The 20,287-nt window shown below is 71.5% G+C and carries 20 protein-coding genes, 3 tRNA genes and 1 pseudogene; 12 read left to right on the forward strand and 12 right to left on the reverse strand.

Annotated features, from left to right (window positions below):
• Window positions 1-24: 24 nt before the first annotated feature.
• Window positions 25-107, reverse strand: a tRNA-Leu gene (locus ABD126_RS11550).
• Between the two features lie 116 nt (window positions 108-223).
• Here ABD126_RS11550 and ABD126_RS11555 point away from each other — a divergent pair.
• The 7 genes from ABD126_RS11555 (at window position 224) to pknB (ending at window position 9,700) form a co-directional block, all read left to right on the forward strand.
• Entirely contained in the window at window positions 224-1,372 is a 1,149-nt protein-coding gene (locus ABD126_RS11555) for an FHA domain-containing protein (RefSeq protein WP_343933764.1), read from the forward strand.
• 50 nt (window positions 1,373-1,422) lie between these two features.
• A complete protein-coding gene (locus tag ABD126_RS11560) occupies window positions 1,423-1,884 on the forward strand; it encodes an FHA domain-containing protein FhaB/FipA (protein ID WP_309110043.1) in 462 nt (153 codons plus the stop codon).
• Window positions 1,881-3,272, forward strand: a complete 1,392-nt coding sequence (locus ABD126_RS11565; RefSeq protein ID WP_343933765.1) for a PP2C family protein-serine/threonine phosphatase — start codon at window positions 1,881-1,883, stop codon at window positions 3,270-3,272. The genes ABD126_RS11560 and ABD126_RS11565 overlap by 4 nt, the downstream gene beginning before the upstream one ends.
• A 4-nt stretch (window positions 3,273-3,276) precedes the next feature.
• Window positions 3,277-4,740: an FtsW/RodA/SpoVE family cell cycle protein gene (locus ABD126_RS11570; protein WP_343933766.1), complete on the forward strand. Its 1,464-nt coding sequence runs from the start codon at window positions 3,277-3,279 to the stop codon at window positions 4,738-4,740.
• Complete coding sequence (locus tag ABD126_RS11575) at window positions 4,737-6,203, forward strand: peptidoglycan D,D-transpeptidase FtsI family protein (RefSeq protein WP_343933767.1); 1,467 nt, start codon at window positions 4,737-4,739, stop codon at window positions 6,201-6,203. The genes ABD126_RS11570 and ABD126_RS11575 overlap by 4 nt, the downstream gene beginning before the upstream one ends.
• Window positions 6,203-7,642, forward strand: a complete 1,440-nt coding sequence (locus ABD126_RS11580) for a serine/threonine-protein kinase (protein WP_343933768.1) — start codon at window positions 6,203-6,205, stop codon at window positions 7,640-7,642. The genes ABD126_RS11575 and ABD126_RS11580 overlap by 1 nt, the downstream gene beginning before the upstream one ends.
• A gap of 69 nt (window positions 7,643-7,711) precedes the next feature.
• Complete coding sequence (gene pknB, locus ABD126_RS11585; RefSeq protein WP_343933769.1) at window positions 7,712-9,700, forward strand: Stk1 family PASTA domain-containing Ser/Thr kinase; 1,989 nt, start codon at window positions 7,712-7,714, stop codon at window positions 9,698-9,700.
• A 99-nt stretch (window positions 9,701-9,799) separates the two neighbouring features.
• Here the strand turns inward: pknB and ABD126_RS11590 are convergent, their stop codons facing one another.
• A complete protein-coding gene (locus tag ABD126_RS11590) occupies window positions 9,800-10,444 on the reverse strand; it encodes an aminodeoxychorismate/anthranilate synthase component II (protein WP_343933770.1) in 645 nt (214 codons plus the stop codon).
• Window positions 10,445-10,510: 66 nt separating this feature from the next.
• On the opposite strand from ABD126_RS11590, the gene ABD126_RS11595 reads away from it, so the two are divergent.
• Window positions 10,511-11,860: an FAD-dependent oxidoreductase gene (locus ABD126_RS11595; protein WP_343933771.1), complete on the forward strand. Its 1,350-nt coding sequence runs from the start codon at window positions 10,511-10,513 to the stop codon at window positions 11,858-11,860.
• A gap of 264 nt (window positions 11,861-12,124) precedes the next feature.
• Here the strand turns inward: ABD126_RS11595 and ABD126_RS11600 are convergent, their stop codons facing one another.
• Together ABD126_RS11600 and ABD126_RS11605 are read right to left on the reverse strand one after the other, a co-directional pair.
• A complete protein-coding gene (locus ABD126_RS11600) occupies window positions 12,125-12,283 on the reverse strand; it encodes a hypothetical protein (protein WP_343933772.1) in 159 nt (52 codons plus the stop codon).
• On the reverse strand, window positions 12,283-13,989 hold the full coding sequence (locus tag ABD126_RS11605) for a class E sortase (RefSeq protein ID WP_343933773.1): 1,707 nt from the start codon (window positions 13,987-13,989) through the stop codon (window positions 12,283-12,285). Before ABD126_RS11605 ends, ABD126_RS11600 begins: the two co-directional genes overlap by 1 nt.
• A 212-nt stretch (window positions 13,990-14,201) precedes the next feature.
• On the opposite strand from ABD126_RS11605, the gene crgA reads away from it, so the two are divergent.
• Both crgA and ABD126_RS11615 read left to right on the forward strand, forming a co-directional pair.
• Window positions 14,202-14,468: a cell division protein CrgA gene (gene crgA / locus ABD126_RS11610; RefSeq protein ID WP_121223886.1), complete on the forward strand. Its 267-nt coding sequence runs from the start codon at window positions 14,202-14,204 to the stop codon at window positions 14,466-14,468.
• 253 nt (window positions 14,469-14,721) lie between these two features.
• The gene (locus ABD126_RS11615; RefSeq protein WP_343933774.1) at window positions 14,722-15,096 is read left to right on the forward strand and encodes a PH domain-containing protein; all 375 of its coding nucleotides are present in this window, start codon (window positions 14,722-14,724) and stop codon (window positions 15,094-15,096) included.
• On the opposite strand, the gene ABD126_RS11620 is transcribed toward ABD126_RS11615, so the two are convergent.
• Together ABD126_RS11620 and ABD126_RS11625 are read right to left on the reverse strand one after the other, a co-directional pair.
• The gene (locus ABD126_RS11620) at window positions 15,093-15,956 is read right to left on the reverse strand and encodes a rhomboid family intramembrane serine protease (RefSeq protein ID WP_343933775.1); all 864 of its coding nucleotides are present in this window, start codon (window positions 15,954-15,956) and stop codon (window positions 15,093-15,095) included. The two genes, ABD126_RS11615 and ABD126_RS11620, sit on opposite strands and share 4 nt — an antisense overlap.
• A gap of 9 nt (window positions 15,957-15,965) precedes the next feature.
• Complete coding sequence (locus tag ABD126_RS11625) at window positions 15,966-16,514, reverse strand: peptidylprolyl isomerase (RefSeq protein WP_380567184.1); 549 nt, start codon at window positions 16,512-16,514, stop codon at window positions 15,966-15,968.
• 95 nt (window positions 16,515-16,609) lie between these two features.
• On the opposite strand from ABD126_RS11625, the gene ABD126_RS11630 reads away from it, so the two are divergent.
• Window positions 16,610-17,242: a hypothetical protein gene (locus ABD126_RS11630; RefSeq protein WP_343933777.1), complete on the forward strand. Its 633-nt coding sequence runs from the start codon at window positions 16,610-16,612 to the stop codon at window positions 17,240-17,242.
• Window positions 17,243-17,293: 51 nt separating this feature from the next.
• Here the strand turns inward: ABD126_RS11630 and ABD126_RS11635 are convergent, their stop codons facing one another.
• On the reverse strand, window positions 17,294-17,842 hold the full coding sequence (locus ABD126_RS11635; RefSeq protein ID WP_343933778.1) for a DUF2020 domain-containing protein: 549 nt from the start codon (window positions 17,840-17,842) through the stop codon (window positions 17,294-17,296).
• Between the two features lie 144 nt (window positions 17,843-17,986).
• Between ABD126_RS11635 and ABD126_RS11640 the strand changes: the two genes are divergently transcribed.
• Window positions 17,987-18,409: a DoxX family protein gene (locus ABD126_RS11640; RefSeq protein ID WP_343933779.1), complete on the forward strand. Its 423-nt coding sequence runs from the start codon at window positions 17,987-17,989 to the stop codon at window positions 18,407-18,409.
• 36 nt (window positions 18,410-18,445) lie between these two features.
• On the opposite strand, the gene ABD126_RS11645 is transcribed toward ABD126_RS11640, so the two are convergent.
• The 5 genes and pseudogenes from ABD126_RS11645 to ABD126_RS11665 all read right to left on the reverse strand — a co-directional run bounded on the left by ABD126_RS11645 (window position 18,446) and on the right by ABD126_RS11665 (window position 20,278).
• Window positions 18,446-19,039 carry a dihydrofolate reductase family protein gene (locus ABD126_RS11645; protein ID WP_343933780.1) on the reverse strand — a complete coding sequence of 198 codons (594 nt, stop codon included), beginning with the start codon at window positions 19,037-19,039 and terminating at the stop codon, window positions 18,446-18,448.
• 61 nt (window positions 19,040-19,100) lie between these two features.
• Window positions 19,101-19,173, reverse strand: a tRNA-Ala gene (locus tag ABD126_RS11650).
• A 36-nt stretch (window positions 19,174-19,209) separates the two neighbouring features.
• Window positions 19,210-19,326 (reverse strand): annotated as a pseudogene (locus tag ABD126_RS11655) (DLW-39 family protein); the annotation flags it as partial.
• Between the two features lie 35 nt (window positions 19,327-19,361).
• A tRNA-Ile gene (locus tag ABD126_RS11660) sits at window positions 19,362-19,435 on the reverse strand.
• A gap of 57 nt (window positions 19,436-19,492) precedes the next feature.
• Window positions 19,493-20,278 (reverse strand): DUF3566 domain-containing protein, encoded by a 786-nt coding sequence (locus tag ABD126_RS11665; protein WP_343933781.1) that lies wholly within the window; start codon window positions 20,276-20,278, stop codon window positions 19,493-19,495.
• Window positions 20,279-20,287: the final 9 nt, after the last annotated feature.

Below are 20,287 nucleotides of genomic sequence, written 5' to 3' on the forward strand. Positions count from 1 at the left end.
GGAAGCGGGGGATTCCCGTTGCTGTGGGCGAGGGGGGAGTTGAACCCCCACGTCCTTTCGGACACACGGACCTGAACCGTGCGCGTCTGCCATTCCGCCACTCGCCCGGAGCGACGTGGAGAACACTAGCACGGCCTCCGTCCGGGTTACCAATTGCCCCGTGTACCGGCACGTCACCCCGGATACGATCGGTGTCAGAAGTCGACCGAGTCGGAGGGTTGCCGTGGGCCTCGTTGAGCGCTTTGAGCGCCGTCTCGAAGGCATCGTGGGCAACACCTTCGCGCGTGTGTTCGGCGGGAACGTCGTCCAGGCGGAAGTGATCCCCGCGCTCCAGCGCGAGGCGGAGGTCAACATCCGCGAACTGGCGGGCGGCCGGCTACTCGCCCCGAACCACTACATGGTCCTGCTGGGTCCCCAGGACCACGATCGGCTTGCCGGTGACGGCCAGGATGAACTACGCATCACCCGTGCACTGGGGGACTCCATCCGGGAGTACCTGGAGGAGAGCGGATGGGATACCTATGGTGACGTCGTAGTCTCCTTGGAGCGCTCCGACGCGCTGCACACCGGACAGTTCCGAACCAGCTCGTCCGTCGACCCCGACGTGAAAGTTGCCAGCCGACGGTCAGCACCACCTCGCACAGGAGACGGATCGATGAGCCAGCCTCCCGGCTACGGACAACAGGGCCAGCCCGGCTACGACCCCTACGCGCAGGGCGGCTACGGCCAGCAGGGCTACGACCAGGGCTACGGCCAGCAGCAACAGGGTTACGACCAGGGCTACGGCCAGCAGCAGGGCTACGACCAGGGCTACGGGCAGCAGCCCGGCTACGGCGGCCAGCAGCAGGGTTACGACCAGGGCTACGGGCAGCAGGGGTACGACCAGGGCTACGGCCAGCAGCCGGGCTACGGCCAGCCGGGTTACGACCAGGGCTACGGCCAGCAGGGCTACGACCAGGGCTACGGGCAGCAGGGCTACGACCAGGGCTACGGCCAGCAGCCCGGCTACGGCCAGGCGCCCGGCGGCTACCCGGACCCGGCGCAGGGCTACGCCCCGCCCGCCGTGCAGTCCGGCCCGCGCCAGCTCAACGCGACGCTGCACCTGGACGACGGTTCGAACCGCACCTACAACCTCAAGCAGGGCGGCAACGTCGTGGGTCGCGGCCAGGAGGCGGACTTCCGCCTGCCCGACACCGGCGTGTCCAGGAGGCACCTGGAGATCACGTGGGACGGGCACAGTGCCATGCTCGCTGATCTCGGTTCGACAAACGGCACCACGGTGAACGGCACTCCAGTGCAGACTTGGCAGCTCGCGGAAGGCGACGTCGTCCGCATCGGCCACTCCTCGCTGGTCTTCCGCACCCAGGGCTAGGGGTCGAAGCGGGCGGGTGACGGCGGAAGAGTCAGGAGCGGTTACAACCGGTGCCAGAGCTGGTGATGCAGCTGACCAGAGCGGGTTTCCTCGTCCTGCTCTGGTTGTTCGTGTTGGCTGCGCTGAGAGTGGTCCGCTCCGACCTGTACGCGGCGTCGGGACTGCGCGTTCCGACGCCCGGTCTGCGGAGAGGGACAGGCAAGGCCGGTAAGGGCGGCAAGGCGCCCCGGCAGCTCGTCGTGACGCACGGCGCGCTGGCGGGCACCCGCATCTCCCTGGACGGCAGGCCGATCCTGATCGGCCGCGCCGACGATTCGACGCTCGTGCTGGACGACGACTTCGCGTCGACCCGGCACGCGCGCCTGTCGCTGCGCGGCACCGACTGGTACGTGGAGGACCTGGGCTCCACGAACGGCACCTACCTCGACCGGGCGAAGGTCACGGCCCCACTCCGGGTCCCGCTCGGCACCCCGATCCGTATCGGCAAAACGGTGATCGAGCTGCGCACATGACCCTCGTCCTTCGATACGCGGCCCGCAGCGACCGGGGCCTGGTCCGCTCCAACAACCAGGACTCCGTGTACGCGGGCCCCCGCCTGCTCGCGCTCGCCGACGGCATGGGTGGCCACGCCGCGGGCGAGGTCGCCAGCAAGGTGGTCATCGCCGCCCTGGCCCCGCTCGACGACGACGAGCCGGGCGACGACCTGCTGGGCCAGCTCCGCGACGCGGTCATCGCGGGCAACGGCGCGATCTCCGAGCTGGTGCAGTCCGACCCCGACCTGGACGGCATGGGCACGACGCTCACCGCCGTCCTGTTCGCGGGCACCCGCCTGGGCATGGTGCACATCGGCGACTCGCGCGCCTACATGATGCGCAACGGCACGTTCACGCAGATCACGCACGACGACACGTTCGTCCAGTCGCTGATCGACGAGGGCCGGATCACCGAGGAGGAGGCCGCGACGCACCCGCAGCGGTCGCTGCTGCTGCGCGCCCTCACCGGGCACGAGGTGGAGCCGCGGCTGATGGTGCGCGAGGCCCGGCCCGGCGACCGGTACCTGCTGTGCTCCGACGGCCTGTCCGGCGTGGTCAGCATGGAGACCCTGGAGGAGGCCATCCGCATCCCGGACCCGCAGGCCTGCGCGGACCGGATGATCGAGTTGGCGCTCAAGGGCGGCGGCCCGGACAACGTGACGGTCGTGGTCGCCGACGTGGTGGACATCGACTTCGGGGAGGACGCCCCGATAGTGGGCGGCGCGGCCGGCGACGGCAGCGAAGACCCACCACCCCCCGACTCGCCCGCCTCGCGGGCGAGTTCGATAACGGGGCCCCGACCGGTCCCGCAGCGCGTCGAGCCGCAGCCGCCGCCGCCCCCGCAGCGGTCGCGCGGCGGCAAGGTCAAGGCGCTGCTGCTGGTCGTGTTCGTGCTCCTGCTGCTGGCCGCCGCCGGTCTGGGCACCCGCTGGTACGTGCTGCGCCAGTACTACGTGGGCGCCGCGCCGGACGGCCAGGTGTCGATCTTCCGCGGCGTCACCGGCAGCGTCTTCGGCTTCGAACTGCAGAGCCTGGTCGAGGGCTCGTGCCCGCCGGGCGCGCAGGCGTGCGAGCCGATCACGGTGGACGACCTGAAGGTGGCCACGCGGGACGTGGTGCGCAACGGCATCACCGACGTGGACGGCCTGGAGGGCGCGCGCGAGGCGATCCGCCGCCTGCGCACCGAGCAGACGCTGCCGCTGTGCCCGAAGGAGCAGCCGACCACCACCACGACGACGACCGCGCCCCAGCCGGGTCTGGACCCGTCCGCAACCACCACGGCGCCGCCGACGTCCACCACTCAGGAGGGCACGCCGCTCCCCACGCCCGTGCAGAAGCCGGGCACGGACTGCCGGAAGGGTCAGTAGACGCATGGGTTCGCCGGTCCCCGGCGCGGAGGGCACGCCGCTCTCGGCGGCGAGCAGCACCTCGCCGGGTCTGAAGCCGCCCACGCGGCGGAGCAGCGAACTCTTCCTGCTCGCGTTCGCGGCGGGCCTGGTGACGATCGCGCTGATCCTGGTCGAGGCGAACCAGGAGCAGGAGCTCACCATGCGCATCGTGTGGTTGGGCCTGGCCTACCTGGGCGTGCTCACCGTCGCGCACCTCGCGGTGCGCAAGTGGGCGCCGTACGCCGACCCGGTGATCCTGCCGTGCGTGGCCCTGCTCAACGGCCTGGGCCTGGTCATGATCCACCGCATCGACCTGGCCAAGGAGGGCGACGCGCTGCCCGGCGGCGGCGTGTGGTCGCCCGCCGCGCCCAAGCAGGTGCTGTGGACGGCGATCGCGCTGGTGCTGTTCTGCATCGTGCTCGCGGTGCTGTCCGACCACCGCACGCTGGCCCGCTACGGCTACACGTTCGGGTTCCTCGGCCTGGTCGCGCTGGTGCTGCCCGGTGTGCTGCCCAGCTTCATCGCGCCGGAGATCAACGGCGCGAAGATCTGGTTGAGCTTCGGCGCGTTCTCCATCCAACCCGGTGAGTTCGCGAAGATCCTGCTGATGGTGTTCTTCGCCGCGTTCCTGGTGTCCAAGCGGGAGCTGTTCACCGCCGCCGGGCGCCGGGTGCTGGGCCTGGACCTGCCGCGCGCCCGCGACCTCGGGCCGCTGGTCGCCGCGTGGGCGGTCGGCGTGAGCATCATGGTCCTCCAAAAGGACCTCGGGTCGTCGTTGCTCTTCTTCGGCATCGTGCTCGTACTCCTGTACGTGGCGACCGAACGAGCGGCGTGGGTGGTGCTCGGCGTGGGCATGTTCTGCGTCGGCGCGGTGGTGGCGTGGCGGCTGTTCGGCCACGTGCAGATCCGCGTGCAGAACTGGCTGGACCCGTTCGCCGACCCGTCGGGCAAGGGCTACCAGATCCTGCAGTCCCTGTTCGGCCTGGGCACCGGCAACATGTTCGGCGCGGGCCTGGGCGGCGGGCGGCCGGACGAGATCCCCGAGGCCAACACCGACTTCATCACCGCCGTGATCGGCGAGGAGCTGGGCTTCGTCGGCCTGTCCGCGGTGCTGGTGCTCTACACGGTGCTGGCGCTGCGCGGCATGCGCAACGCGCTGGCCGTGCGCGACACGTTCGGCAAGCTGCTCGGTGGCGGCCTGTCGTTCGCGATCGCCTTCCAGATCTTCATCGTCGTCGGCGGCGTGACCAAGCTGATCCCGATGACCGGCATCACCGCGCCGTTCCTGTCCTACGGCGGCTCGTCGCTGCTGGCCAACTACATGCTGGTCGCGTTGCTGCTGCGGATCTCGGACGCGGCGCGCGCGCCGAAGACGACACCGAAACCGCGCCCGCAGCAACCCGCGATCGCCGACCAGTTCACTGTCATGGTGGAGCGTCCCAAATGAACACACCGCTCCGCCGCGTCGGCCTCGCCATGATGGTGATGATGTTGCTGCTCCTGGGCAACGCCACCTACGTGCAGGTCATCAAGGCCGACGACTACCGCAAGAACCCGCTGAACCGGCGCGTCCTGCTCGACCAGTACTCGCGGGAGCGCGGGCAGATCATCGCCGCCGACGGCACGCCGATCGCGACCGTGGAGAAGACCACGGACCGCCTGCGGTACCTGCGCAAGTACGCCAACGGCCCGGCGTTCGCGCCGGTGACCGGCTTCTTCTCCACCACCTACGGCACGTTCGGCCTGGAGCGGGTCGAGGACGACCTGCTCAACGGCTCGGACGACCGGCTGTTCGCGCGCCGGGTGTCCGCCCTGATCACCGGCCGGGACCCGAAGGGCGGCAGCCTCCAGCTCACCATCAACGCGGCGCTGCAGCAGGTCGCCTACGAGAAGTTGCAGGGCGTGACCGGCTCGGTGGTGGCGATCCGGCCGCAGACCGGCGAGATCCTCGCCATGGTGTCCACGCCGTCCTACGACCCGAACCTCCTGGCCAGCCACGACGTGGAGGAGCAGGAGAAGGCGTGGCTGGAGTACACCGCCGCGGACGGCCCGCAGCCCACCCGCAACCGGTCGGTGGCCGAGATCTACCCGCCCGGGTCGACGTTCAAGCTGATCGTGGCCGCCGCCGCCCTCGAAGAGGGCGCGAACAAGGAGACCCAGGTCGACGGTCGCCCGGTGATCACCCTGCCGGGCACCCAGCAGCCGCTGCCCAACTTCAACGACACGACGTGCGGCAACGGCGTCACCGCCACCCTCCAGGAGGCGCTGGCCAAGTCGTGCAACACGGCGTTCGCGGTGCTCGCCGACCAACTCGGGCCGGAGAAGCTGCGCAAGAAGGCCCGCGAGTTCGGGTTCGACGACGCCGAGCTGACCGTCCCGCTGTCGGTGGCCACCTCGACGATGGGCCCGATGCCGGACAAGCCGTCGGTGTACCAGAGCGGCATCGGCCAGCGGGACGTGCGGGTCACGCCGCTCCAGAACGCGATGATGGCCGCGACCATCGCCAACGGCGGCGCGCGCATGAAGCCGCACTTCGTGCAGAAGATCCTCGCCCCCGACCTGTCGGTGATCAGCGAGACCAAGCCCGACGAGCTCGACGAGGCGATGGACCCCGACGAGGCGGCGCTCCTGCGCGACATGATGGTCGAGTCGGAGAAGAACACCGGCGGCACCGGCAAGCTGTCCGGGGTGACCATCGCGTCGAAGACCGGCACCGCCGAGCACGGCGCGAACGTGCGCGAGAACAACCCGCACGCCTGGTACGTGGCGTTCGCGCCGGCCGACAAGCCGGAGATCGCGATCGCCGTGATCGTCGAGAACGGCGGTCAGCAGGGCCTGTCCGCGACCGGCGGCCGGGTGGCCGCGCCGATCGGCCGTGCGGTCATCGGCGCGTACCTCGGGAGCCGCTGATGCTGACCTCCGGCCAGTTGCTCGCCGAGCGGTACCGCCTGTCCCGGCGGATCGCGGTCGGCGGCATGGGCGAGGTCTGGGAGGCCGCGGACACCCGGCTGGACCGCAAGGTCGCGGTCAAGGTGCTCAAGGCGGAGCTGTCGGGTGACTCGGAGTTCCTCAACCGGTTCCGCATCGAGGCGCGCACGACGGCGTCGCTGAACCACCCGGGCATCGCCGCGGTGCACGACTACGGCGAGACCGCGTCGATCCCGGACGGGCCGGAGGACACCGCGTACCTGGTGATGGAACTGGTCGAGGGCGAGCCGCTGGCGGCGATCATCGCCCGCGGCCGGCTCGGCGCGGACCGCACCCTGGACCTGCTGGAGCAGGCGGGCAACGCGTTGCAGGCCGCGCACGAGCGGGGCCTGGTGCACCGGGACGTGAAGCCGGGCAACATCCTGGTCACCCCGACCGGCAAGGTGAAGATCACCGACTTCGGCATCGCCAAGGCCGCCGACGCCGCGCCGGTGACGCACACCGGCATGGTGATGGGCACCGCGCACTACATCGCGCCGGAGCAGGCCCTGGGCCACGCCGCCGAACCGGCGAGCGACGTCTACGCGCTGGGCGTGTGCGGCTACGAGTGCCTGACCGGGCACCGGCCGTTCCTGTCCGAGAACGCGGTGACCGTCGCGATGATGCACATCCGGGACGTCGCGCCGCCGCTGCCGCCGGACGTGCCGCCGGGGCCGCGCGCGCTGATCGAGGCGACCCTGGTCAAGGACCCGCGGCAGCGCTACCGCAACGGCGGCGAGTTCGCGGCGGCGGTCAGCGCGGTGCGCAACGGCCAGCCGCTGCCGGTGCCGACGGGCCTGGCCATGGCGGTGGCGCCACCGCCGCCGGCGTTCACCGGCGCGCAGGTGACCCACCCGGGCATCCCGGTCACCCACCCCGGCTCGCGGCCCGGTATGCAGCCCGTGCCGCCGGTCAACACTCCGCGCACGGGCGCTTTCGGTCCGTTGCCGCCGCCTCCCCGACCTCCAGGGCGCAACCGCGCGCTGCTGTGGGTTATGGTCGCTGTGCTGGTGGTCGTGCTGCTGGTGCTCGGCGTGGTCCTCCTGCGCGCGATGGGTGACGACGAAGTGCCGAGCGGCAAGGGCACGGCCCCCTCCAGCGGGACGAACCAGGTGGGTGCCACGAGTGCCCGCACCTCGCCGCGGGACTCGACCGACCGGATCCCCGGCACCCCGAAGGTCATGATCACCGAGTCCGACTTCGTCGACCGGCCTGCTGACGAGGTGGTGGAGAAGCTCGACGGGTACGGCCTGGAGCCCGAGGTGCACGCCGACCAGGGCGGTGCGCCGCGGGACGCGAAGCGGTGCCTGGTGTCGGACGTGAGCCCGACCGGCGAGGTTGCGATCGGCTCACGGGTGACGGTGACGTGTGTACCGACGTGACGGCGGAACGGTACGAAGGCGGACGGAAGCGATGGCAGGACCGTTGACGAGGAGCGGGACGAAGCACTGATGAGCACTCCGCGACTGCTCTCCAACCGCTACGAGCTGGGCGAGACCCTCGGATACGGCGGCATGTCGGAGGTGCACAAGGGCCGCGACGTCCGACTCGGCCGGGACGTGGCGATCAAGGTGCTGCGCGCCGACCTCGCCCGCGACGCCCAGTTCCAGGAGCGGTTCCGCAGGGAGGCGCAGAACTCGGCGGCGCTGAACCACCCCGCCATCGTCGCGGTCTACGACACCGGTGAGACCAACACCGAGTACGGGCCGCTGCCGTACATCGTGATGGAGTACGTGGACGGCCGCACGCTGCGCGACATCGTCAAGACGCAGGGCCCCATGTCGGGCAAGCGCGCGATGGAGATCATGGCGGACGTCTCGGCGGCGCTGGACTTCAGCCACCGGCACGGGATCGTGCACCGGGACGTGAAGCCCGCCAACGTGATGATCACCAGATCCGGCGCGGTGAAGGTGATGGACTTCGGCATCGCCCGGGCCGTGCACGACGGCCAGGCGGCGGTGACCCAGACGGCGGCCGTGATCGGCACCGCCCAGTACCTGTCGCCGGAGCAGGCGCGCGGCGAGGCGGTGGACGCCCGGTCGGACGTGTACGCGTCGGGCTGCGTGCTGTTCGAGCTGCTGACCGGCGAGCCGCCGTTCACCGGCGACTCGCCCGTGGCGGTGGCCTACCAGCACGTGCGGGAGGACCCGAAGCCGCCGTCGGCGCTGAACCCGAAGGTGACGCCGGCGCTGGACGCCATCGTGCTCAAGGCGATGGCCAAGGGCCCGGCGAACCGCTACCAGTCGGCCGCCGAGATGCGCGCGGACCTGGTGCGCGTGCTGTCCGGGCAGCGCCCGTCCGCGCCCGCGGTGATGACGCCTGAGGACCGGACCGCGGTGCTCAACCAGTCGCCGCGCACCGAGGTCGCGTCGACCGGCGGCAGGCACCGGCCGTCGGCGCTGCGCGAGGAGCCCGCCGACTACGACCCGCTCGCGGACGAGGAGGAGGAGCGGCGCGCCCGGCGCAAGAAGACGATCATGATCACGCTGGTCGTCCTCCTGTGCGTCGCGGTGCTCGGCCTCGCCGCCTGGATCACCAAGTCGTTGCTCGACGGCGACAGCGGCGGCGGCGGGACGACGCAGATCGAGGTGCCGCCGCTGAAGGGCCAGACCCAGTCGGCGGCCAGCGCGGAGCTGAGCCGGCTCGGGTTCAACCCGACGGTCAAGAACGTGCCGTGCCAGCCGGGCTCGCAGCCGGCGTGCACCGCCGAGGAGATCGGCAAGGTGATCGACACCGAGCCGGGCGCGGGCACGAAGCTGGACAAGTTCGCCAACGTGACGATCCTGGTGGGCGCGGCGCCCGAGGCGGTCGAGGTGCCGGACGTGCGCGGCCTCAGCGCCGCCGACGCGCAGAAGAAGCTCCAGGACGCCGGGTGGGCGTTCAAGCAGGACTCGGCGACGGTCGAGGTCGAGGACCCGAAGCTGATCGACAAGGTGGCGAACCAGAACCCGTCGCCGGGCACCAAGGCGCCCAAGGGCAGCACCATCACCGTGACCCTGGGCAAGGGTCCGGACACCGTCCAGCTCCCGGACGTGACCGGCCAGTCCTTCGCCAACGCCAAGGCGACGTTGGAGGGCAACGGGTTCAAGGTGCAGTCCAAGGAGGTCGACAGCCCGGAGGAGCAGGGCGAGGTGGTGGCCCAGAACCCCGGCCCCGGCCGCGTGGAGAAGGGCTCGCTGATCACGCTGAGCGTCTCCCGGGGCAACCAGATCCTGATGCCCGACCTGACCGGGCTGACCGAGAGCCAGGCGCGCAACAAGCTGAGCCAGGCCGGGTGGACCGGTGACCTGAACGTGTCCTCGAAGACGCCGACCAACGACATCACGCAGGACAAGAAGATCATCGACCAGGAGATCAAGCCGAACGCGGCGATCGCCAAGAACGGCCGCGTGAACGTGGTCCTGGCCGAGTTCAAGGTCGGCTCGACCACCACCAGGTAGCGCACTCGACGCGAAAGGCCCCCGGCTGCGCGCCGGGGGCCTTTTACGTTTGTCCACAGGGTTGCCCACAGCGGTGGACAACTCGAACGGGTGTTCGATTCAGGTGCGCTGAGCCGCGGCGGCGAGCTGGCGCATGCCGTTCTCCAGCCGCGCCACGGTGGCCTCCGGCACCTCGAAGCCGCACACCTTGAGCCAGTTGGCGAGCATCCGGTGGCCGCCGTCGGTCAGCACGGACTCGGGGTGGAACTGGACGCCCTCGACCGGCAGCTCGCGGTGCCGCATGGCCATCACCACACCGGACTCGGTCCGACCGGTGACCTCGAACTCGGCGGGGATCGTGTCCGGCAGCACGGTCAGCGAGTGGTAGCGGGTCGCGGTGAACGGGTTCGGCACGCCGGCCAGGACGCCCGCGCCGGTGTGGTGCACGACGCTGGTCTTGCCGTGCAGGAGTTCGGGCGCGAGGTCGACGGTGCCGCCCCACACCGCGCCGATGGCCTGGTGGCCGAGGCACACGCCGAACACAGGGACACCGGTGTCCGCGCAGCGGCGGATGACGTCCATGCTCTTGCCGGCCTTGTCGGGCGTGCTGGGCCCGGGGCTGACGAGCACGCCGCCGACCTCGCCGATCTCGTCCAGCTCGACGGCGTCGTTGCGCCGGACGACGCACTCCACACCGAGCTGGGCGAGGTACTGGACGAGGTTGTAGACGAAGCTGTCGTAGTTGTCGACCACGAGCACGCGCATGCCCGCCAGCGTAGCCGTGACCAACCTCTCGTCAGAAGTGAGCTTAGGCTCACCTAACCTTGAGCTATGACACGTTCTCTGCGCGTCGCCGTCGTCGGCGCGGGCCCCGCGGGCATCTACGCCGCCGACACCCTGGTCAAGTCGGAGGCCGACGTCCGCATCGACCTGTTCGAGCGGATGCCCGCGCCGTACGGCCTGATCAGGTACGGCGTCGCCCCGGACCACCCGCGCATCAAGGGCATCGTCAACGCCCTGCAGCGCGTGCTGGACCGGCCGGAGGTCCGGTTCTTCGGCAACGTCGAGTACGGCATCGACGTCAAGCTGGACGACCTGCGCCAGTTCTACGACGCGGTCGTCTTCTCCACCGGCGCGGAGAAGGACCGCCCGCTGGACGTGCCCGGCATCGACCTCGACGGCTCGTACGGCGCGGCGGACTTCGTGTCCTGGTACGACGGCCACCCGGACGTGCCCCGCACCTGGCCGCTGCACGCCTCGCGGGTCGCCGTGCTCGGCGTCGGCAACGTGGCCCTGGACGTCGCGCGCATCCTCGCCAAGACCGCCGACGAGCTGCTGACCACCGAGATCCCGGACAACGTCTACGAGGGCCTGAAGGCCAGCCCGGTCACCGATGTCCACGTCTTCGGCCGCCGCGGCCCCGCCCAGGCCAAGTTCACCCCGCTGGAACTGCGCGAACTGGACCACTCGCCGAACGTCGAGGTCGTCGTGCACCCGGAGGGCATCGACTTCGACGCGGCCAGCATGGCCGCGATCAGGTCGAACAAGCAGGTCGAGATGGTCGTCAAGACCCTCCAGGAATGGGCGATCCGCGACACCGGCGACCGCCCGCGCCGCCTGCACCTGCACTTCCTCGAAGCGCCCGTCGAGGTGCTCGGCGAGGACGGCCGCGTGGTCGGCCTGCGCACCGAGCGGATGGAGCTGACCGGCGACGGCGGCGTGCGCGGCACCGGCGAGCACACCGACTGGCCGGTGCAGGCGGTGTACCGGGCCGTCGGCTACCTGTCCTCGCACCTGCCGGACGTGCCGTTCGACCACCAGTCGGGCACCGTGCCGCACGAGGCGGGCCGCGTGCTGGACCTGGACGACCAGGCCATCCCGGGCGTGTACGTGACGGGCTGGATCAAGCGGGGTCCGATCGGCCTCATCGGCCACACGAAGGGCGACGCGCTGGAGACCGTGACGAGCCTGCTCGCCGATGCGCCCCTGCTGCCGGAGCCGCCGGTCACGGACCCGGACGCGGTGGTGCGGTTCCTGGAACAGCGGGCCGTGCCGTTCACGACGAACGAGGGCTGGCTCAAGCTCGACGCCCACGAGATCGCACTGGGCCAGGCCCGAGGCCGCGACCGCATCAAGGTGGTGGACCGCACCGAGATGACCAACGCCTGCCACAGCGACTGACCCGCCGCGGCCCGCCGGCCGTTCGTCGATACCAGCCGCCGCCCAACGGCCGCCCGCTCGCCAGCCGCCGGCCGCCCGCCGCCCAACGGCCGCCTGCTCGCCGCCCGCTGCCCGCTCGCCGCCCGCCGCCGCCCGCCCGCCCGCCGCCGGCCGGTCGTTCGTTCGCCGGGCCGGGCGGCCGTTCGCCGGGCCGGGCGGCCGTTGGTGTGCGTCGGATTGTCGGTGGTGCGTGGGACGATCGAAGCGGGGGCCGGAGGCCGCGGTCTACTGCGGCGTCGTCACGTTGTTGAACGGCAGTTTCGGCTCGATCCACGGGAAGACCACGAAGAGCAGCAACGCCACCACGCCGGCCACCAGCACGGTCGCCTCCAGGATGCGCACCGGCAGCGGGCCGGGGAGGTGGCGCCAGATCCAGCCGTACATCACTGCTCCTTGAACTCTTCGGGCACGAACCCCTCCGCCTTCGGGTAGCCCTGCGTCAGCACGGCGTGCACGATGAGCCGCTGCTTGTCGGAGAACCGCGGGTGGCACGTGGTCAGGGTGAGCAGCGCGACCTGCTGGGCCTGGGGCACCTCGCCCGCGAAGTGCGGCACCGGGTCGATGACCTCGCCCTGCGTCGGCAGCACGATCTCCTGGCCCACCGTCTTGTCGTACGGCGCGCCCAGCGGCGAGACCTTGCCGCACCTCGGGTCCTTCGCCTTGTCGCTCTGCGCCCACCCGGCGACCTCGCTCGCCTTGGGCAGCATGCGGTAGACGAACCACTCCGCCTTCGTCTCGACGATGATCGCGTCGCACGCGTTGAGCAGGTCGAGGTCGTTGAACGGCGCGCCCTTGCCGACCCGGTGACCCGCGACCGCGAAGTTGCCGGGCGCGCCGGGCAGCGCGGTGTTCACGTAGTGGCCGGGGCCGATCTCCAGGTGCTTGTCGCTGGTGCCCTCGACCACGGAGAACTTGTAGTCCGGGCCGAACGCCGGGATGTACATCTTGGCGAAGGCCTCGCCCTCGACCAGGTCGTACTGCGCCTGCCGCTGCGGGTCCGCGCCCTGGACGGTGTTCGCGCCCCACTTGTCGTCCAGCGCCGAGGTGGCGTCGTCCTGCTTGCCCGCGGAGATGAGGTCGGTGATGTAGACCTCGTAGACCACGAAGAGCAGGATCACCAGGCCCAGCGTGATGAGCAGCTCGCCGACCGTGCGGACGGTCTTGCGGGCGGCGCTGTCCGGCGGGGGCGGTGGCGGCTCGTCGTCCTCGTAGTCGTCGTACTCGTCGTACTCGTCGTAGTCGTCGTCGACCGGCTTGATGATCTCGGTCGGCGGGTCCACCGGGCGCGGGCGCGGGGGACGCGGCGGGCGCGCGGGGCCGGCCGGCGGCAGGCTGCCGGAGAACGCGCTGGTGTACCGGGTCGCGTCGGCCGGCGGCGGACCCGGCGGCGGGCCGGGGTGCGGGCGGCGGCCGGGGGTCTGTGGTTCGGGCTCGCCGTTCAGGCGGCGACCCAGCGCCCCGCCGGGCGGGGTGCCCGGGATGCCACCCGGAGGGGTGCCCGGACCACGGGAACCCGGCATCCCGCCGGGTGGGGTGGCCGGACCACGCGCGGTGCCGCCGGGCGGGCCCGGGATGCCGCCGGGCGGAGTGCCCGGCCCGCGGGAGATCCCCCCGGGCGGTGTGGCCGGCCCGCGCGGGATCCCACCGGGCGGCGTGCCCGTGCTCGGAACGCGCGGCGGCAGCGGCTCCGGGGCACGACGGCGGCCACCCGGCTCGGGGGCGTCCTCGGGTGCACGACGGCGGCCACCGGGCTCGGGAACGTCCTCAGGCGCGCGGCGGCGGCCACCCGACCCGGGAGCGTCCTCGGGCGCGCGGCGGCGGCCACCGGGCTCGGGGGCGTCCTCGGGCACGTGGCGCCGGCCGGTCGGCTGGTACCCGCCGGGCAGCGGTTCCTCGGGAGCGCGCCTGCGGCCACCCGGCTCGATGTGCCCGCCCAGGCTCGGCTCGTCGTCCTCGCGCAGTCGCCGCCGGCCACCGGGCTCGGGGGTGAGGTGACCCGAACGGGGCTCCGGGTCGTACCCGCGCGGTCCCGGCGCGGGGTCGTCCCAACCGGGTGCGAACCGCGTGGCCTCCTCCGGTCCGGGGGGCAAGACCGGGGGGTGCGGCCGGGGGCGTGGCGGCGGGCCCGACGGGCCGCCTCGCGGCGGGGGCGGGTCGTAGCTCACCGAAAAACCTCCCGGGCCGAACGTTCCAGAACTACGCGGTGCTTCAGGGACCTGCTCGGTTACGTTAACGTGTTCATCCAGCAGTGGACGTAAACTCGCGCCACTGGAGGCTCATCCACCCGTCAGGCGAGGACAGAATGCCCAAGTCCAAGGTCCGCAAGAAGGCCGTCTACACGGCACCGGCCGATCGCCGCACCCCGGTGAAGGTCAAGGCGGCGGGACCGTCGCACCCGGTCTACATCGCCGTGATGCTCGGCATGATGCTGCTCGGTCTGGCGTGGCTGGTGGTCAACTACATCGCGGGCGACAAGGTGCCGGTGATGATGGACCTCGGGAGCTGGAACTTCGGTATCGGGTTCGCCCTGATGATCATCGGTCTGCTCATGACCATGCGGTGGCGCTGACCACCTCGCTACGCCACGTGGCGGACGGCCCGGACGATCACACGTCCGGGCCGTCGCGCGTTAGCCGATCGTTCACCCCGTTCACCGGCGGGTCACCGAAGCACAGAGATGTAAGTCATCCCCAATGGGGACAACTCCTGTGGACAACTTTGCGCCAATTTGCACAAGCGCCGGTAGAGCCCCTCAGTTGTCCACATGCGGAACACTCGACAGCGTGACGCCTCACCGTTCCTGGTCCCCCAGACCCGCCGCCGTGGCCCTCCTGTGGGTCCTGACCGCGGTCGCCCTCCTGCTCACCGTGCTGGGCCCCGACGCCGCCGCGCGCCTGTTCATGGGCACCGGAACGGCCCTGGTCCTCGCCCTGGCGGCCTACGGGACGTTCGTGCGCCCCCGGCTCACCGCGGACGACACGGGCCTGACCGTCCGCACCCTCACCGGTCCCCGCCACCTGCCGTGGCACGAGGTCCACGTGAAGCTCGTCCACACCCGCCGCCTGGGCCGCGAGGTGGCCACCCTCGAACTGGACTGGCACCGCGGCGAGGACGAGCAGCTCTACGTGCTCACCCCGACCGACCTGGGCGCCGACCCGCGCGAGGTCGCGGACGTCCTGCACGCCCTGCGCCCCTAGGTCAGCTGCCCCGTCCGCACGGCCACCATCACCACGAACAGCACCAAGCCGGCCGCGACGACCGCCGCCTGGTACCACTCGCGCTTCTCCCGGGGCGCGAACACCAACCCGGCGGTCACCGCCGCGCCCGCCACGAAACCGCCGGCGTGCCCGATGAGCGAAGCACCCGGCAGGGTGAAGCTGGACACCACGTTGAGCACGAACACCGGCAGCACGACGCCGGGGTTGAAGCCCATCGGCCGCATGGCCACGAGCACCGCGCCCATCAGCCCGTAGACCAGGCCGGACGCGCCCGCGCCGATCGAACCCGGGTTGCCGAACAGGTACACCGCCGCGCCGCAGCCCAGGATGGACAGCACGGACACCGCGAGGAACCGGGTCGTCCCGAACGCGGGTTCCAGCAGCCAGCCCAGGATGGCCAGCCACACCATGTTCAGCGCCAGGTGCAGGAACCCGAAGTGCGTGAACGCGTTGGTGACGAACCGCCACCACTCGCCATCCACGACCACCGCCCACGGCCACAGGCCGAAGTCGCCGAACAGCGGGGCCCGCTCGACGTCGAGGGGGTTGCCCGCCTGGACCGCGAGCACCACGAACACCAGCAGGTTGAGCCCGACCAGCGCCGGGGTGGCGAGCAGCCGCCCGCGGCCCTCCGTGCCCATGAAGTTGCGGGCGCGGCGGACCGTGCGGCGGCCCTCGTCCACGCAGTCGACGCAGTGGTAGCCCACCGGCGCGTCGCGCAGGCACTCGGGGCACGCCGGCCGGTCGCACCGGCTGCAGCGCAACCCGGTGACCCGGCCGGGGTGCCGCACGCAGGCGACAGCGCCGACCGGGTCACCCGGCGCGACAGGACCGCTCATCGCGCGGGGTCAGGAACGCTCGATCGAGACCTTGTTGATCACCACGTCGGTGACCGGGCGGTCGCCGGCGCCGGTCGGCGCGTTGCCGATCGCGTTCACGACGTTGATCGACTCCTGGTCGGCGACCTCGCCGAAGATGGTGTGCTTGAAGTTCAGCCAGGTCGTCGGCGCGACCGTGATGAAGAACTGGGAGCCGTTGGTGTTGGGCCCGGCGTTCGCCATCGCCAGCAGGTACGGCTTGTTGAACTGGAGCTCCGGGTGGAACTCGTCGGCGAACTTGTAGCCCGGGCCGCCGCGGCCGGTGCCGGTCGGGTCGCCGCCCTGGAGCATGAAGCCCGCGATGACGCGGTGGAAGATCGCGCCGTCGTAGAACGGGCCGCTCTTCTCGCCGCGGGCGTTGGCCTCGCTGTAGTCCTTGGTCCCCTCCGCCAAACCGACGAAGTTCGCCACCGTCTTGGGAGCGTGGTCGGGGAAGAGGTTGATGCGGATGTCGCCCTGCGTGGTGTGCAGGGTCGCCGTCACCTTGGTCCCGACGAGCGAGTCGTTGCTGTCTGCCACGCACACCATCGTGCCATCCGCCGCGCGCGGTGGTTGGGGAAGGGGCAGGATGGGTATTGCCAAACCGTGACTGACCGACGTCTTGTGGAGCAGAAATGGATGAGGTAGCTGCCATGACCCGAGCCGGGGAGTCGGTTGGCAAGGCCGTGGGCACGGGCATCCGCGCGGTGCGCCGCGGTGCGGTCCGCGCCGGTCACGTCGGCGCCGAGACGGCGGCGACCTGGGCCGGACGGGCCGAGGAGCGGCTCGCCGAGCGGGGCGTGACGGCCGACCACATCCGCGGCATCGTCGCGGACCGCGCGGGACTGCTGGTGGAGAAGGCGGAAGAGGTCGAGAAGTCGACCCGCAAGACCCGCAAGCAGCTCGCGAAGAAGGCCAAGGGCGTCCGCAAGGACCTGGCCAAGGCCGCCGAGCGGGCCCGCAAGGAGGCCAAGGTGCGCGCCAAGGACGTGCGCAAGGCGGCCAAGCAGGCCCGCAAGGAGATGGCCAGGGCGCAGCGGCCCGCGCCCCGAAGGTGGCCGTGGGTGCTGGGCATCCTCGTGGCCGGCGTCGTCGCCGGGTACGTGGCCCTGACCCGCCGGCCGCAGGAGGTCCACCTGGAAGAGGAGGAGGCCGTCGAGCCGACTCCGCGGAGTTCGGCTGCCCAGGACACGACGCCGCCCACCACGACGCCGTCGGACTCCGAGGAGCACGCGACCCGCAACGGCCGCGTCTCCGACCGGAGCTGACCCCCGGCACGTCGCGCCCGCTCACCCGGTGTGAGCGGGCGCGAAGCACGTCTAGAGGCCGAGGTTGGCCACGACGGTCTCGGCGACCCGCTTCGCCTTGATGCTCTGCTTCTGGTTGCTGGTCACGACGACCGCGTCGCCGTCCTTCGCCACCGCGTAGACCGCGCCCTCGGGCAGGACGAGCGACCCGCCCTTCCAGCCGTCCGGCGCGCTCGCCGGGCTGGACTTGTCCACCGGCGCGGCCCGGTCGACCACGGCCTTCGCCGTCGCCGGGTCCCCGTGGAACACCCACACGGACAGCTGCACGTCGGTGGCGTTCGCGTAGAAGAAGCACGCCGGGTCCGGCCGGTCGGCGGAAAGCCGAACCTTCCGGACGAGCTGGCCGTTGGCCTCCGCCACGTACGACGACTCCAGGTACGGGCACTGGCCGTCGGCGGTGGGCTCCGGCTCCGGCGGCGGTCCGGCGGGCGCGGTCGTGGTCGCCGCGGTCCCGGCGGCCGACGGGGCGCTGGTCGCCACCGGCGCGGGCTCGGCGGTGCACGCGGCCAGGGCGCCGAGGGCGAGCAGGCTGGGCAGGGCGGTTCGCAGCACTCGGTTCATAGGGCCGAGAGTCAACCAGACGGGCGATCCGGTCGAACGACCGACAGGTGATCGACAGCGTGACCACCTAGGCACGCACCGTGTCCAGCGCTAGCTTTGAACCACCCTGCCAGGCCGCCCCTGCAATGTGAGGACTGACTCGTTATGAACGTGTTGGACCGCGGCCGAGATCACGCGTTGGCGCTGTTCAGGATCGTCGTCGGAGTGTTGTTCGTGTGCCACGGGGCACAGAAGCTGTTCGGGGTGCTCGGCTCGAAGGGCGCGGTGTCCATCACGTCCTGGCCGTCCGGCCCCGCCGGCGTCATCGAACTCGTCGGCGGCGCGCTGATCGTGCTCGGCCTGGGGACGCGGGTCGCCGCGCTCGTCTCGTCGGGCGCGATGGCCTACGCGTACTTCGTGGTGCACCAGCCCAAGGGGCTGCTGCCGATCGAGAACCACGGCGAGCTGGCCGCCGTGTACTCGTGGGTGTTCCTGCTGCTGGTGTTCACCGGGCCGGGCGCGTGGGCGCTCGACCGGGTGATCACCTCGCGGAAGGAGACCGGTTCGACGAGGCCCGCGCACGTTTAGGGGCACGGGGTGGGGCGTCCTCCGGGGCGCCCCACCTCACCGGCGCACGCGGTACCTGGTGTGCGTGACCAGGTCGGTGCCCCGGCTCTCCACGGGCTCCAGGTCGAGCCGGCCGACCCCGTCGAACAGCCGCGCGCCCGCGCCGAGCGTGATGGGCGCGACGTGCAGCCACAGCTCGTCCACCAACCCGGCCGCGAGGCACTGGTCGACCACCGAAGCGCCGCCCGCGATCGCGACGTCCCGGTCGCCGGCCGCCTCGCGGGCCCGGGCCACGGCCGCCTCGACGCCGTCGGTGACGAAGTGGAACGTCGTGCCGCCGAGCATCTCGACCGGCTCGCGCGGGTGGTGGGTCAGCACGAACACCGGCGCGTGGTACGGCGGGTCGTCGCCCCACCAGCCGCGCCAGTCGCCCGCCCACTCGCCGCGCACGGGGCCGAACATGTTGCGGCCCATCACGAACGCGCCCGCGCCGGTGATCGCGGCCAGCTCCGCCCGGTGCAGGTCGGGCTGCTCGAACATCCAGCGGTGCAGCAGCTCGCCGTCGACGCCCAGCGGGTCCTCGACGCTCTGGTCCGGCCCGGCGACGAACCCGTCCACCGAGACCGTGATCCCGCACGTGACGATGCCCACAACGCTCCCCCCGACCGCGGAAACGCCAAAAGGCCCGCGAGCGTTCGCGAGCCTTCAAACGTGGAGACGAGGGGAATCGAACCCCTAACCCCCGCCTTGCAAAGGCGGTGCTCTGCCAATTGAGCTACGTCCCCCTCACGAGGGGCGGCAGCACCGCCCTCGCGGGATCAGTCGGTGGGGGCGGTGGCCTCGCGCCACAGGTCAGCGTCGGCCTTGGCCGAGCGGCTGCGCTTGACGAAGAACAGAACCGCACCGGCGACGGCGACAAGTGCGATGATCTTCTTCACAGCAGTTCCCCTCTGCAATCCTGTGAAACTTCCGGTGGGCCTAGGAGGACTTGAACCTCCGACCTCTTCATTATCAGTGAAGCGCTCTAACCGCCTGAGCTATAGGCCCTCGGGGCAACGACGGCAACAGTACACGATCGCCCGTCGCCGCCCCAAATCGCCGGTGTCACTCGCGCTCGGACAGGGTCACTTCCAGCCCGCCCGCGAGGTCCGCCGACACGTTGTAGACGAACGCGCCGACCGTCGCCAGCGCCGTGAACAGCACGATGTTGACCGCGCCGACGATCGCCGCGACGCCGAACACGCGGCCGGCGCTGATCAACGGGTCACCGGACGCCTCGTTGCCCTGGAGCAGGTCGTTGGCCGTGTTGTTGATCTTGTCCCACACGCCCATGCCGTTCAGCACGCCGTAGAGCACGCCGACCGCGACCAGCCACACGAAGAACAGCGCCACGCTGAGCACCAGGGCGAGCTTGAGCACCGACCACGGGTCGACCCGCTTGACCTGGAGGCTCGCCCGGCGCGGGCCCCGGCCGGGCCGGCGCGCGGACGTCGCCGACGCGGCCGGACGGCCGTTGGCCGCGCCCAGGTTCACCGAGGTGCGCGCGGCGCCCTGCGGCGCGGCGGTGCCCGTGATCACCGGTCGCGCCACGGCGACGGTGTCCGGGTCCTGCGCCGGGTACGCCGGCTGCGCGCCCTCCTCGGCGGGCTGCTCGGGCGGCGGGTCGCCGGGACCGACCTGCTTGGCCTCGGCGTACTGCGCGTCACTGGTCACCCGCGCCCACGGCGGGGGTGTGGCCGGCGCCTCCTGCTCGGCGGGCGCCGGCGCGTCACCACCCGACGAGCCCTGGCCAGACGACGTCTGCACCGTCGGCTCGTCGCCCGGTGTCTTCTCGGCACCGGGCCGGGTGATCACCGCGGTCTTGTCCTCTGGCTTCTCGGGTGAGCTCACGAGCAGTCC

Origin of the sequence: Saccharothrix mutabilis subsp. mutabilis (assembly GCF_039521145.1) — a bacterium.
Classification (GTDB): domain Bacteria; phylum Actinomycetota; class Actinomycetes; order Mycobacteriales; family Pseudonocardiaceae; genus Actinosynnema; species Actinosynnema mutabilis.

Coding starts and splice junctions, on each gene's coding strand:
- ABD126_RS11630 (WP_343933777.1), top strand. CDS start 16,610: ATGGATGAGGTAGCTGCCATGACCCGAGCCGGGGAGTCGGTTGGCAAG.
- ABD126_RS11570 (WP_343933766.1), top strand. CDS start 3,277: ATGGGTTCGCCGGTCCCCGGCGCGGAGGGCACGCCGCTCTCGGCGGCG.
- ABD126_RS11595 (WP_343933771.1), top strand. CDS start 10,511: ATGACACGTTCTCTGCGCGTCGCCGTCGTCGGCGCGGGCCCCGCGGGC.
- ABD126_RS11635 (WP_343933778.1), bottom strand. CDS start 17,842: ATGAACCGAGTGCTGCGAACCGCCCTGCCCAGCCTGCTCGCCCTCGGC.
- ABD126_RS11640 (WP_343933779.1), top strand. CDS start 17,987: ATGAACGTGTTGGACCGCGGCCGAGATCACGCGTTGGCGCTGTTCAGG.
- ABD126_RS11565 (WP_343933765.1), top strand. CDS start 1,881: ATGACCCTCGTCCTTCGATACGCGGCCCGCAGCGACCGGGGCCTGGTC.
- ABD126_RS11575 (WP_343933767.1), top strand. CDS start 4,737: ATGAACACACCGCTCCGCCGCGTCGGCCTCGCCATGATGGTGATGATG.
- crgA (WP_121223886.1), top strand. CDS start 14,202: ATGCCCAAGTCCAAGGTCCGCAAGAAGGCCGTCTACACGGCACCGGCC.
- ABD126_RS11580 (WP_343933768.1), top strand. CDS start 6,203: ATGCTGACCTCCGGCCAGTTGCTCGCCGAGCGGTACCGCCTGTCCCGG.
- ABD126_RS11590 (WP_343933770.1), bottom strand. CDS start 10,444: ATGCGCGTGCTCGTGGTCGACAACTACGACAGCTTCGTCTACAACCTC.
- ABD126_RS11600 (WP_343933772.1), bottom strand. CDS start 12,283: ATGTACGGCTGGATCTGGCGCCACCTCCCCGGCCCGCTGCCGGTGCGC.
- ABD126_RS11620 (WP_343933775.1), bottom strand. CDS start 15,956: ATGAGCGGTCCTGTCGCGCCGGGTGACCCGGTCGGCGCTGTCGCCTGC.
- pknB (WP_343933769.1), top strand. CDS start 7,712: ATGAGCACTCCGCGACTGCTCTCCAACCGCTACGAGCTGGGCGAGACC.